Origin of the sequence: Blastococcus carthaginiensis, assembly GCF_030731085.1 — a bacterium.
GTDB lineage: Bacteria > Actinomycetota > Actinomycetes > Mycobacteriales > Geodermatophilaceae > Blastococcus > Blastococcus carthaginiensis.
Map to the genome: position 1 here is coordinate 1 of NZ_JASNFN010000007.1, position 11,925 is coordinate 11,925.

13 protein-coding genes are annotated in these 11,925 nt (G+C 73.0%); 2 read left to right on the top strand and 11 right to left on the bottom strand.

Annotation, left to right across the window (positions count from 1 at the left end; genetic code table 11):
• The coding region (locus QOZ88_RS08420) for a biotin carboxylase N-terminal domain-containing protein (RefSeq protein WP_305999343.1) at positions 1-662 on the bottom strand (662 nt) is incomplete at its 3' end.
• Positions 663-835: 173 nt separating this feature from the next.
• Between QOZ88_RS08420 and QOZ88_RS23175 the strand changes: the two genes are divergently transcribed.
• Positions 836-910 carry a 50S ribosomal protein bL37 gene (locus QOZ88_RS23175; protein WP_014377707.1) on the top strand — a complete coding sequence of 25 codons (75 nt, stop codon included), beginning with the start codon at positions 836-838 and terminating at the stop codon, positions 908-910.
• 109 nt (positions 911-1,019) lie between these two features.
• On the opposite strand, the gene rsrA is transcribed toward QOZ88_RS23175, so the two are convergent.
• Positions 1,020-1,358 (bottom strand): mycothiol system anti-sigma-R factor, encoded by a 339-nt coding sequence (gene rsrA / locus QOZ88_RS08425; protein ID WP_211434914.1) that lies wholly within the window; start codon positions 1,356-1,358, stop codon positions 1,020-1,022.
• Entirely contained in the window at positions 1,355-2,050 is a 696-nt protein-coding gene (locus QOZ88_RS08430; RefSeq protein ID WP_305999344.1) for a sigma-70 family RNA polymerase sigma factor, read from the bottom strand. Before QOZ88_RS08430 ends, rsrA begins: the two co-directional genes overlap by 4 nt.
• Before the next feature lie 196 nt (positions 2,051-2,246).
• Here QOZ88_RS08430 and ybaK point away from each other — a divergent pair, with 196 nt between their 5' ends.
• Positions 2,247-2,720: a Cys-tRNA(Pro) deacylase gene (ybaK, locus tag QOZ88_RS08435; protein ID WP_305999345.1), complete on the top strand. Its 474-nt coding sequence runs from the start codon at positions 2,247-2,249 to the stop codon at positions 2,718-2,720.
• Positions 2,721-2,736: 16 nt separating this feature from the next.
• Here the strand turns inward: ybaK and QOZ88_RS08440 are convergent, their stop codons facing one another.
• The 8 genes from QOZ88_RS08440 to QOZ88_RS08475 form a co-directional block, all read right to left on the bottom strand.
• Positions 2,737-3,474, bottom strand: coding sequence for a GntR family transcriptional regulator (locus tag QOZ88_RS08440; protein ID WP_305999346.1), 738 nt, complete (start codon positions 3,472-3,474; stop codon positions 2,737-2,739).
• A 101-nt stretch (positions 3,475-3,575) separates the two neighbouring features.
• Positions 3,576-4,817: a CoA transferase gene (locus QOZ88_RS08445; RefSeq protein ID WP_305999347.1), complete on the bottom strand. Its 1,242-nt coding sequence runs from the start codon at positions 4,815-4,817 to the stop codon at positions 3,576-3,578.
• Positions 4,814-6,244, bottom strand: a complete 1,431-nt coding sequence (gene lpdA, locus QOZ88_RS08450) for a dihydrolipoyl dehydrogenase (protein WP_305999348.1) — start codon at positions 6,242-6,244, stop codon at positions 4,814-4,816. The genes QOZ88_RS08445 and lpdA overlap by 4 nt, the downstream gene beginning before the upstream one ends.
• Positions 6,244-7,602 carry a dihydrolipoamide acetyltransferase family protein gene (locus tag QOZ88_RS08455; RefSeq protein WP_305999349.1) on the bottom strand — a complete coding sequence of 453 codons (1,359 nt, stop codon included), beginning with the start codon at positions 7,600-7,602 and terminating at the stop codon, positions 6,244-6,246. The genes lpdA and QOZ88_RS08455 overlap by 1 nt, the downstream gene beginning before the upstream one ends.
• 73 nt (positions 7,603-7,675) lie before the next feature.
• A complete protein-coding gene (locus QOZ88_RS08460; protein ID WP_091928860.1) occupies positions 7,676-8,656 on the bottom strand; it encodes an alpha-ketoacid dehydrogenase subunit beta in 981 nt (326 codons plus the stop codon).
• Between the two features lie 16 nt (positions 8,657-8,672).
• Complete coding sequence (gene pdhA, locus QOZ88_RS08465; protein ID WP_305999350.1) at positions 8,673-9,809, bottom strand: pyruvate dehydrogenase (acetyl-transferring) E1 component subunit alpha; 1,137 nt, start codon at positions 9,807-9,809, stop codon at positions 8,673-8,675.
• 61 nt (positions 9,810-9,870) lie between these two features.
• Entirely contained in the window at positions 9,871-11,214 is a 1,344-nt protein-coding gene (locus QOZ88_RS08470; RefSeq protein WP_305999351.1) for a TRAP transporter large permease, read from the bottom strand.
• Positions 11,211-11,925 (bottom strand): TRAP transporter small permease (locus QOZ88_RS08475; RefSeq protein ID WP_305999352.1); only part of this gene is annotated, 715 nt, incomplete at its 5' end. The genes QOZ88_RS08470 and QOZ88_RS08475, both read right to left, overlap by 4 nt.

The following is an 11,925-nucleotide window of genomic DNA, read 5'->3' on the forward strand; positions in this document are numbered from 1 at the left end:
CTGCGCAGCGCCAGCTCGACGGCGTCGACGCCGTGCGACCGCTCGAGCACCGCCATGTCCAGCGAGAAGCCGGCGGCGACCTCGGCCAGCTCCCCGTCGGGCGCGATCCCGACGGTGACCAGCCCGCGCCAGCCGACCTCGGCGAGGCGGTGCGCCGCTGCCGGCAGCTGCCCCGGCTCGCCGGGGGTCCAGGACACCCGTGCGATGCCGGCGGCGCGGTCCCGGGCGACCGGGGTGGTGAACCGCAGCCCCTCGGCGGTCACCCACGCCAGGAACCCGCGCTCGCTGGCCGGCTCGACGCCGTCCCCGCCGAGCCGCTCCAGCACCTCCGGGTCGGGCCCGGCCCAGCGCAGCCCTGCCCCGATGACCCCACCGGCGAGCCGGGCGTCGCCGGCCAGCGCGGGTGGGACGGGGAGCACGGTGTCGGCGCCGCTGCGCCGGGCCGCCTCGACGATGCGGTCGACGGCCAGGTAGGACTCGGCGGCCGGTGCCGGCCCCAGCAGCACCGCGTCGTCGGCCAGGCGGACGTGGCGGGCCGAGCGCTCCGTCTCGCTGTGCACCGCGACGGCCTTGAGACCGAGCCGCTGGCACGCGCGGATCGCGGCGCATCCCGCCGGCCCCCGTCCGGCGACGAGGACGGTCTCGATCCCCAGCTGCGGCACTCCTGCTCCTCCTGTACTCGCCCGGCCCGGCGCACGGCCGGGGCACCCCGTGAGAGGCTTGTCGGGTCAGCTTGGCGGGTCGGTCGGCGCCGCGCACGCCGCGTGCGCCGGTCACGGCCCGCACCGATCCTGGGCCACCCGGCCCGCCAGCAGCATGAGGAAGGAGGGCAGCGATGTCCAAGCGCGGACGCAAGCGTCGCTCCCGCAAGGGGAACAAGGCCAACCACGGCAAGCGCCCCAACGCCTGAAACGACCCCCTGCCCCCGTCGCTCGCACGCTCGCGCCGGGACCCTGCAGGAGGTTTGCACGTCAGAGGCCCAGGACCCGTCGGGTCCTGGGCCTCTCGCGTCGACCGGGTCAGGCGGTGGGGCGCTCCTCCGAGCGCTCGACGGTCAGCCGCTCGACGCTGACCTGGGTGCCGTCCTCCTCGAAGGAGACGCTCGTCAGCTGCAGCTTGATGCGCTCCCGCAGCCCCGTGGGCGGCTTGTCGCCACCGCAGCGCCGGCGCACCAGCGCCTTGAACTCCGCTTCGATGCCGAACTGCCGTAGGCAGGACGAGCACTCGTCGAGGTGCTCGGCTATCACGCCGCGGCGCTCGTCGGAGGTCTGGTGGTCGAGGAACTCGAAGACGTGGCTGAGGACGTCGTCGCACGAGTTGATGTCGAGGGGCTCGCCGGCCCCCAGCTCGTCGCTCACGGGCGGGTCGCCTCCTCACCGGTCCCGGCGCGGACGAAACCGCGCTCCCGGGCGTAGTCGGCCAGCATCTTCTGCAGCCCGCGCCGGCCGCGGTGCAGCCGGGACATCACCGTGCCGATGGGCGTGCCCATGATCTCGGCGATCTCCTTGTAGGCGAAGCCCTCGACGTCGGCCAGGTAGACCGCCAGCCGGAAGTCCTCCGGCAGCTGCTGCAGCGCGTCCTTGATGTCGGAGTCCGGCAGGTGGTCCAGCGCCTCGATCTCGGCCGACCGCAGACCCGAGGAGGTGTGCTCCTCGGCGGCGTACAGCTGCCAGTCCTGCACCTGGTCGGTGGGGTACTGCTGCGGCTGCCGCTGCTTCTTGCGGTAGCTGTTGATGTAGGTGTTCGTCAGGATCCGGTACAGCCACGCCTTGAGGTTCGTGCCCTCGGCGAACTGGTGGAACGCGGAGTAGGCCTTGACGAAGGTCTCCTGCACCAGGTCCTCGGCGTCGGCCGGGTTGCGGGTCATCCGCAGCGCCGCCGGGTACAGCTGGTCCAGGAAGGGCAGCGCATCCCGCTCGAACCGGGCATCCCGCTCGGCGCGGGTCTCGGCGCGCTCCGTGCGGCTGCCGCCCGCGCGCGCCTCCGGCACCTCCGCCGGGGTCGCCTCGGGCAGCTGACCGGTGTTCTCGACCGCGGACTCCTCAGGCACCGACCGTCCTCTCCGGGGCCCCCCGACGCGGGGCGCCACATCGGTCGATCCTAGCCGCGCGGCGTCCGGACGGCCCGGGGGACGTCGGCGCGCGGCCCGGGCGCGGGGGGCGGAGAGGGTGCTGCTCACGGCCGGTCCAACGGCACCGCCCGCCGGTGGCATTCCCGGGTGCCGCATCTCGCTAGGCTCCCCCGCCGTGGCGGCAACCCCGGCGGTGCGGGTCCTGGAGCAAGCGGAGGTGGCGCACGCGCTGCACCCCTACGACCCCGAGCACCCGGCCGACCAGGGGCACGGCGAGGCGGCGGTGGCCGCCCTCGGGGCCGATCCCCGCCAGGTGTTCAAGACGCTGGTCACCCGCGTCGACGGTGCGCTCACCATCGCGGTCGTCCCGGTCAGCGGCACGCTGGACCTCAAGGCGCTGGCCGCCGCGGCCGGCGGGCGGAAGGCGGCGATGGCCGAACCGGCCGATGCCGAGCGCGCCACCGGTTACGTGATCGGCGGCATCAGCCCCCTGGGCCAGCGCAAGCTGCTGCCCACCGTGGTGGACTCCTCGGCGCTGGGCTTCCCCACCGTGCTGGTCAGCGCGGGGAAGCGCGGCCTCCAGCTGGAGCTGCCGCCGGCCGAGCTGGTGCGGCTGACCAGGGCCCGGACCGCACCGATCGGCCGCTGAGCCGCCGGGGCTCCATCTAGGAGTCCGGAGCCGTCGTCGCCTCCGCGCTGTCGCTCATGGCGGAGCGGGTCCGCACCAGATGGGCGACCAGCAACTCGCCGGCGTGCCGGATGTGCTCCTCCATCGCCACCCGCGCACCGTCGGCATCGCGCCCGTGCAGCGCCTGGATGAGAGCGGCGTGGTCGTGCGCCGACGCCTCCTCCCAGCCGGCGATGGACGTGAAGAAGCGGGTCGGCACGTAGCGCACCGAGAGGCCGAGGAACCAGTTCAGCTTCGGCGCAGCCGCCACCTGGTTGATCATCCGGTGCAGCTGGTGGTTGCACCGGGCGACGACGTCGCCGTCACCGTTCCGCGCCGCCCGGGTCAGCTGGTCCTGGAGCCGGTCGATCTCGGCGAGGTCCGCGTCACTGAGCTTGTCCGCCGCGCGCGCTGCGAGCTCCCCGGCGATGGTGGCCTGCACGAAGAAGAGATCGGCCACGTCCTCCGGCGACAGGGGGGCGACGACGAAACCTCGCCGAGGTTCGGAGACCACGAACCCCTCACCGCGCAGGAGCAGGAGCCCCTCACGCGCCGGGGTCACGCTGATTCCCAGATCAGCCGCGATCCGATCCAGGCGCACGAACTCACCTTCGCGGAGCTCGCCCGACATGATGAGCGCGCGGACGTAGCTCGCGGACTCCTCGCTGAGCGCCTGGCGCCCCCGACCGGGCTGCGCAGAACCGAACCCGTCGATACCCGAACCGTCGACCGCCACCTCGGTATGGTAATCAGCCGACCCCGCGCCGTACTGCACTGATGACGTACGCCGGGGCGGACCCTCACCCGGCCGGGCGCGTCCCGGCCGGTCGAGCGCGGTCACCCCCGTCCCCCGGTGGGTGCGAGGACGCCCTCGTCGTGGAGTCGTCCGATCTCCGACGCCCCCAGCCCGAGCACGTCGGCCAGCACCTCGTCGGTGTCGGCTCCGAGCACCGGCGCCGGCCGGGGCGGCACCTCCTGCGCCCGGACCCGCAGCGGGCTCCCCATCGCCAGCAGGCGACCGATACCCGGCTGGACGACCTCGGTCAGCGGTGAGGATGCGGGCGCTGCCTCGTGGTCGCGCACGACGTCCGTGGCGGTCCGGTACGGACCCCAGAGGACCCGGGCGGCCTCGAGCTCGCGACTCACGGTCGCGACATCGCGCGCGGCGAACCAGCCGCGCAGGATCGCCGCGATCGTCTCCCGGTGGTGGTACCGGGTCACCTCGTCCTCGAGGTCCACGCCGAGGGCCTTCTCCAGGGCGGCGAACACCTCCTGCGTCCCGGTCACCTGGCACAACGACCGCCACTGCCCCTCGGTGAGTGCGACGACCATGACCCGCCGGCCGTCGGAGGTGGGGAAGTCGACGCCGAAGCTGCCGTACACGTGGTTGCCGTGACGCGGCCGGTCGGCACCCGACAGCTGCGCGTCCGCGTACCAGCCGAGGGCCGCGACCCCGGCCAGCGCGACGTCCGCGAGCGCCACCTCGAGGTAGGTCCCCTCCCCCGTCCGATCCCGGTGCCGCAGCGCGGCGAGCAGGCCCACGACCGCCGTCTGCCCGGTGAGCAGGTCCCACGCCGGGAGCACGTGGTTCACCGGCGCCCCGTCGGACTCGCCGCCGGTCATGTCGGGGATACCTGCCGCGGCGTTGACGGTGTAGTCCACCGCCGGCCGACCGTCGCGGTGCCCTTGCACGTGGACGTGGACCAGATCGGGGCGTCGCGCCGAGAGCGCCGGCCAGTCCAGCCACGAGCGAGCGACGTTGTTGTCCAGGAAGACCCCGGCGTCCGCACCCGGGGCGGTGATCAGCGCCGTTACCAGCTCCTTGCCGGCCGGCGCCCGCAGGTCCACGGTCACCGAGCGCTTCCCCTTGTTCAGGCTGTGCCAGTACAGGCTGCCCCCGTTGGGGGCCAACGGCCAGCGCCTGTGGTCGGTGGCTCCGCCCAGCGGGTCGACCCGGATGACGTCGGCGCCCAGCTGGGCCAGGGTCATCCCGCCGGAGGGGCCGGCGACGTAGGTGGCGCACTCGACGACGCGCAGCCCCGCGAGCGGCCGCCCGCCGGCCCCCGCCTCCGCCGTCACGACGCGGCGGGCGCCGGCACCGTCGCTCCCGCCGGCTGGTGCAGGAGAACGCGGGCGACGTCGGACGTCATCTCGCTCAACGTCGGGTGCGGGTGGATCGACGCCAGCAGGTCCAGCGGGGAGGCCGCCATCTCGATGGCGAGCACCCCTTCGGCGATCAGCTCTGAGGCGTGCGGCCCGACGATGTGCACGCCGACCACCGCATCGACCGACCGGTCCACGACCAGTTGGGTGAACCCCTCGGTGGCGCCCATCGTCGCGGCCCGGCCGGAGGCGCTCAGCGGGAGGCGCGCGACGGCGACGTCCATGCCCTGGGCCCGCGCCTCCTCGGGCGAGAGCCCCGCGACGGCGATCTCCGGATCGCTGAAGACGACGGCGGGGACGGCCGCCGGGTCGAACGCCGCCGGCTTGCCGCACAACGCCTCGGCGGCCACCTCGCCCTCCGCCGTCGCCTTGTGCGCCAGGGCCGGCCCGGCCGTGATGTCACCGATGGCCGCGACGTGCGGTGCGGCCATGCGGTCCGGTCCCACCGCGAGGAGCCCGGCACCGTCCGGCGTGATGCCGATCTTGTTCAACCCGAGCCCGTCGGTGTTCGGGCGCCGGCCGATGGCGACGACCATCTTCTCGGCCGGCACCCGGACGACGCCCGACCCCGCGGTCGCGGTGACCACGCCGTCCTCGAAGCCCTCCACCCGGTGCCCGAGCAGCACGTCGACACCCAGCGCATCGAGCCGCTGGCGGACCGGGCGCAGGAGTGCGGCGTCGACACCCGGGAGCAGCCGGTCGAGCGCCTCGATGACGGTCACCTTGCTCCCGAGCTTGGCGAACGCCGTCCCGAGCTCCAGCCCGATGTAGCCACCCCCCACCACCGCCATGCTCCTCGGCAGGCTCCGCAGGGCAAGGGCATCCGTCGAATCCAGGACCCGCAACCCGTCCCGCGGGAGGCCCGGCAGCTCGACGGGCCTGGAGCCGGTCGCGAGCAGGACGTCCGTGTACTGCAGATGACGCGGCGGGCGGTCGTCCGCGGACTGCAGGACCCCCGACCCCGGCCGGGTGAACCGGAACTCACCGACCGCGACCTCCACGCCGGCTCGGCGCAGCAGCCCCGAGACGGCGCCGGTCAACCCGCCGACCTTGCCCGCCTTCCAGTCCTGGAAGCGGTCCAGGTCCACCGACACGTCCCGCACCGTGAGCCCGGCGTCCCCGAGCCCGCCGGCCCGGTGCGCCACGTCGGCGACCTCGATGAGCGCCTTGCTCGGGATGCAGCCGACCTGCAGGCAGACGCCTCCGATGCCGGAGTCCCCCAGCCGGTCGACGAGCAGCACGCTGCGTCCCAGCGCGGCCGCGCGCAGGGCTGCCGTGTAGCCGCCGGGGCCGGCGCCGACCACGAGCAGGTCGACGCCCTCGGCCACTTCTCCGACGACCATCACTCCCCCTTGAGCAGCAGGATCGGGTCGGCCAGGTAGGCGATCAGCGTGGCCAGGAACCCGCCCAGGTCCTCCCCGTCGACCAGCCGGTGATCGGCCGAGACCGACAGCGGCAGCGTCGGTCGCACCACGGGCACGCCGTCGACCGGGACCACGGCGTCGCGGATGCGGCCGAACCCGGCGATCGCCGCCTCGGGCGGCCGGATGATCGGCGTGGCGAGCCAGCCGCCGTAGCTGCCGAAGTTGGTGATCGAGAAGGTCCCCTCGGACATCTCCGCGGGAGTGACGCTGCGGTCGCGGGCGGCCGCGGCCAGTCCGTCGATCTCCCGCGCCAGCTCGCCCAGGGACTTGGCGTCCGCATCCTTGACGACCGGCACCATCAGCCCGGCACCGGTGGACGTGGCCAGGCCGATGTTGCGCCGGCCGTGATAGGTGATCGTCTCGGCGTCCATGTCGATGCTGGCGTTGAACTTCGGGTGCTCGGCCAGCGTCGCGACGACGGCCTTGACCAGCAGGGGCAGGAACGTGAAGGGCACGCCGTCCCGCTCCAGGTGCGGCCGGAGGGTGGCCCGCGCCTGCACGAGGGCGGTCGCGTCCACCTCCCGGAACTCCGTGATGTGCGGGATCTCCCGCCAGGACGCCGTCATCGACTTCGCGATCGAGCGCCGCAACCCGCGCAGCGGCACGGTCTCGTCGGTGAGCCGGCGGACCGCGCGCCGGGGTTCGCCGGCCGCGGGGGCACTCTTGCGCGGGGACGGCGCCGACTCGGCTGTCGCGGTGTCGGCCACCGCAGGCGCGGTCGCGAAGGACCGGACGTCGTCCGAGGTCACCCGTCCACCGGGACCGGACCCGCGCACCGCACCCAGGTCGACCCCCATCTCCAGCGCGAGCCGGCGCGTGGCCGGCGAGGCCAGGACGCGCCCGGTCCGGGACCCGCCCCCGTCGGCGGCCGCATCGGGCGAGGGCCCGCCCGCCCCGGTCTCCGGGGACTGCGCCACGGCGACGGGAGTGGGGAGAGCCGGCGCAGCTGCCGGTTGCTCTCCGACGGCCGGGGGCTTCCCAGCGGACTGCGGGGTCGCCGGACCGGTCGAGCCGTGGCTGCGGATCCGCACGGACTCCTCGGTCTCGAAGACCACCAGCAGCGCGCCGATCTCCAGCACGTCGCCGACGTCACCCCCCAGGCGGAGCACCGTCCCGTTCACCGGGGACGGGATCTCGACGACGGCCTTGTCGGTCTCCACGTCGGCGAGGACCTGGTCGCGCACGACCGTCGACCCCGGCTGGACGTGCCACTCGACGATCTCGCCGGCATCGAGGCCCTCTCCGACGTCGGGGAGGCGGAACTCGAGCTCGCTCACGCTCTCTCCTCGCTCGCGCTCGTCGGCCGCGTTCGCGGCGCTGCTGTATTCATCGGTGAGCTCGCACGCTCGCTCACTTGGCGCTCACCGTCCGGCGGACGGCGTCGACGACGCGCTCGACGCTCGGGACGTAGTAGTCCTCGATCGAGGCGATCGGGTAGGGGGTGTCCGGCGCCGCGACCCGGGCCACAGGTGCCTCGAGGGAGTAGAACGCCTCTTCCTGCAGGGTCGCGACCACCTCGGCCCCGAAACCCGCCGTCAGCGGTGCCTCGTGGACCACGACGCACCGCCCCGTGGACTCGACGGCCGAGACCAGCCCCTCGACGTCCAGGGGGACGAGCGTGCGCAGGTCCAGGACCTTGGCCTCGATGCCCTCCTCCGCCAACCGCTCGGCGGCCCGCTCGGCGAGCTGCACGGCGGCGCTCCACGCCACCAGCGTCACGTCGGACCCCTCACGGGTGACCCGCGACTGCCCGAACGGGACCGTGTAGTCGCCCTCCGGGACCTCTCCCTTGACCAGCCGGTAGCCGCGCAGCGGCTCGCAGAACAGGACCGGGTCCGGGTCGCGGATGGCCTCCAGGAGCATGCCCTTGGCGTCGTAGGGGTTCGACGGCATGACCACCTTGAGGCCGGGGGCTTGCACGAACTGGGCCTCGATGGCATCGGAGTGCAGCTCCGGCGTCCGGACCCCACCGCCGAACGGCGTGCGGATCGTGACCTGCGCGTTGTACCGGCCCTGCGACCGGTAGCGGTAGCGGGCGATCTGGGGGGCGATCTGGTGGAACGCCTGGTGGGTGAACCCGAGGAACTGGATCTCGGCGACCGGCACCAGCCCCGAGACGGCCAACCCCAGTGCCGACCCCGCGATCACGCCCTCGGCCAGGGGCATGTCGAACACCCGGTCGGCCCCGAACTCCTTCAGCAGGCCGTCGGTCGCCCGGAAGACCCCGCCGAGCTGGCCGATGTCCTGGCCCAGCGCCACGACCCGCTCGTCGCGCGCCATCTCCTCCCGGAGGGCCGACCGGATCGCCTCGATCATCGTCATCGTCGCCATGTGCTCGCTCCTCGGCTCAGTGGGAGTCCAGCGCGGCACGCTGCTGCGCACGCAGGCGCTCCGGCGGGTCGGCGTAGACGTGGGTGTAGATCTGCTCGGGGTTGGGCGGAGCGAACGCCTCGGCGGATTCGATGGCCTCGTCGACCTGCCGGTCGATGCCTGCCTGCATCTCCCGCTCGGCGTCGTCGTCCCAGGCGTCCTGGCTGCGCAGCCAGGCGGTGACGCGGCGGATGGGGTCGCGCTCGTCCCAGCCGCTGAGCTCCACCGGCTCCATGTAGCGGGTCGGGTCGTCCGCGGTGTTGTGCGCGCCCATCCGGTACGTCTGCGACTCGATCAGCGTCGGCCCGCCACCCGTGCGCGCACGCTCGACGGCCTCCCGCATCGCGGCATAGACGGCGAAGAGGTCGTTCCCGTCGACGATGACGCCCGGGAAGCCGTACCCCTCGGCCCGGCTGGCGAAGTTGGCCGCCGCCGTCTGCTTCGTCCGCGGGGTCGAGATCGCCCACCCGTTGTTCTGCAGGAAGAACACGACCGGGGCCCGCATCACGCCGGCCAGGTTCATGGCCTCGTGGGAGTCCCCCTCCGAGGACGCGCCGTCGCCGAAGTAGGTGGCCACCACGCTCTCGCTGCCCTGGAGCTTCAGCCCCCAGCCGAGCCCGACGGCGTGCGGGAGCTGCGCGGCCAGCGCAATCTGCAGCGGGAGGACCTTGACCCCGTCGGGCACCCGTCCGCCGGCCGGGTTGCCCATCCAGTAGAGGAGGTACCCGTCCAGCGGGAAGCCGTGCCGGACGACGCCGGGGAGCTCGCGGTACTGCGGGACGATCCAGTCGCGGGCGGGGTCCAGGGCGAACGACGAGCCCACGACCGAGGCCTCCTGCCCCCGGACGGCGGAGAACGTGCCCATGCGGCCCTGCCGCTGAAGGCTGATCGCCCGGACGTCCACCGTCCTGGACAGCATCATCCAGCGGAGCGCGTCCCGGACCTGCTCGGTGCTCATCGGGGCCTCGGTGCCGGGGCGGACCGTCCCGTCGGGGGAAAGGATCTCCAGGCGCTCGCCCGGTCCGGCGAAGCTGCGCTCGACGTCCTCCTGCTTCCTGTCGAGGTCGAGCTCCGCCTCGGTCTTGGGGTCATCGGCTGTCGGCTGGGCGGTCATGGCAGCCCTCCTTCGTGCGCGGGGTTCGGTGGGTGCGGGCATGGCGGTAGGACCGGGTCGGCTAGCCGATCTGGCTGGGCAGCCAGGTGACGAGGTCCGGGATCAGGAAGAGCAGCGAGGTGGTGAACAGCTCGGCGGGGAGGAACCAGCCGATGCCCCGGAAGGCGTCCTCCAGCCGGACCCCGGGTGTCCCGGCGAGGACGTACACGTTGAGCCCCACCGGCGGCGTGATGAGTCCGATCTCGATCATCTTCACGGTGAGGATGGCGAACCAGATGCCGTCGTAGCCGAGACCGGTGACGACGGGATAGGCGAGCGGCAGGACGATCAGCATGATCGAGATCGGGTCGAGGAACATCCCGAGCGGGATCATGATCGCCAGCAGGACGATGATGAGGACCGTGGGTGGCACCGGCAGGTCCAGCGCCCAGTTGGCGAAGGAGTTGGTGATCCCGGCGCTCACCAGGAAGTACGTGAACAGGCTGGCGCCGACCAGGATGGCGAAGATGAAGCTGGTCACCGATGCCGCCTCCGCGAAGCTGTTTCGCAGATTGGTCGTCAGCTGCCGGGGTCCGTACCGGAACACGTCTGCCAGCAGCATCAGCAGCGCGGCCAGGGCGCCCAGCGACGCGGCCTCGGTGGCGGTGAAGAGCCCCGCGTAGATGCCGCCGATCACGATGGCGAACAGCACCGTGATCTTGATCAGTCCCGCGTACCCCTTGCCCTGGGGCCGGTTGCCGGCGAGGCTCGGCTGCTCGTCGACGGCGGTCGGCGCCTGGTTGTACCCACCGATGGCCGGCCGCAGCCGGACCCGGATGATCACCAGGGACATGAACACCAGCGCCGACAGGATGCCGGGGATGATCCCGGCGGTGAGCAGTGCGCCGATGGACTCGCCCGTGATGATCCCGTAGATGACCAGCACGATGCTGGGCGGGATCAGCACGCTCAGGGTGCCCGCCGCGGCCACGATGCCGGCGGCGAAGGACACGCTGTAGCCGTACTTGCGCATCTCGACGATGGCGACCCGGCCGACGGTCGCGGTGGTGGCCACGCTCGATCCGGACACTGCACCGAAGCCGGCGCAGGCCGCGATGGAGGCGAGCCCCAGGCCGCCGGGGAGCCGGCGCAGCAACCGGTGGCTGATCCGGAAGACGTCCTCGGCCACCCGCGCGTGCGCGGCCAGCACGCCCATCAGGATGAACATGGGTATGACGACCAGCGTCGCCTCCGCCGTCGCCTGGTAGGGCAGCGAGCCGAGCGTGCCGGACGTGATGTCACCACCGCGGTAGATGACCAGGCCGAGGACGCCGGCGGCGGCGAGGGCGAAGGCCACCGGTACGCCCGTGCACAGCAGGACGAGGAGGACGAGGACGGCGAGGAGCGCCACGAGCCCTGCGGTCACGACCGGGCGTCCTCGTCGCGCTCGGCGGCCGCGGACGCCGCTTCGGGGTGCTCGTGCTGGACCGTCGGGGCACCGGTGCGGGCTCCGACGATCTCGTCGTAGGTGCTCAACCCCAGCTCCAGGATGAGGGCGACGAGGCCGAACGGGATCACGATCCGGATCGGCCAGATGGGCACGGGGACGAGGCCGAAGCGGAACTCTCCGACCTGGAACGAGTTGATGGCCACGATCGCCGTCTCGTACGTCATCCACAGGAGCACCGCGATCGCGACGAAGAGCCCGATCGCACGGACGACGTGCGCGACGCGCGCCGGCAGGCGCTCGGTGACCAGGTCCACGCCGATGTGCGCACCGGTGCGCTGCGCGTAGGCGAGGCCCAGGAAGACCAGCCCGGCGAGGAGGACCTCGCTGTACTCGACGACGCCCGGGATGGAAGAGCCGGTGATCTGGCGTACCAGCACGTCCAGTGCCGTGCTGATCATGATGCCGACGATGAGCAGCGCCGCGATGACCCCGAACGTGGTCGCGATCGCGTGGACGACCTTGCGGACCGTTCCGTCGGCCCGATCCTCCGCTGCCCCGGCGATGGGGGCGATCGAGTGCGGGTCACCGATCAGCGCGTCGGGGGACAACGGATCGTTGTCCCCCGACGCCCCCATCGGTGTGGGACCGGTCAGCAGCCGGTGCGCGAGGCGCAGGCCACCAGGCCGG